The organism is Mycobacterium sp. NGS27 (assembly GCF_059813005.1).
On sequence record NZ_JCALDT010000047.1, the window covers coordinates 1 to 383 of the forward strand.

Below are 383 nucleotides of genomic sequence, written 5' to 3' on the forward strand. Positions count from 1 at the left end.
GGTTGGCTTCTCGTGTCGGTTCGAGTGGGGGTGGGCTGGAGCCGTTGGTGGCGGTGCAGCGGCCGGCGGTGGTTCCGTTGTCGTTTGCGCAGAGCCGGTTGTGGTTCCTTGACCAGTTGCAGGGGCCGTCCGCGGTCTACAACATGGCGGTGGGGTTGCGGCTCAGCGGCAGGCTCGATGCGAAGGTGCTGTCGGTCGCGCTGGCCGATGTGGTGGACCGTCACGAATCGCTGCGGACGCTGTTCGTCGCGAGCAATGGCATACCGCGGCAGGTAGTGGTGCCCGCCGGGGAGGCTGACTTCGGTTGGCAGATCATTGATGCCAGCAATTTTTCAGACGACGGGCTGACGAAGGCCGTCGAGGAAGTAGCGGGCCACAGTTTT

General features: G+C 64.5%; 1 protein-coding gene. It reads left to right on the plus strand.

Annotation, left to right across the window (positions count from 1 at the left end):
* A partial coding sequence (locus AC5Y30_RS25505; protein WP_499922094.1) for a condensation domain-containing protein occupies positions 1-383 on the plus strand: 383 nt, incomplete at both ends.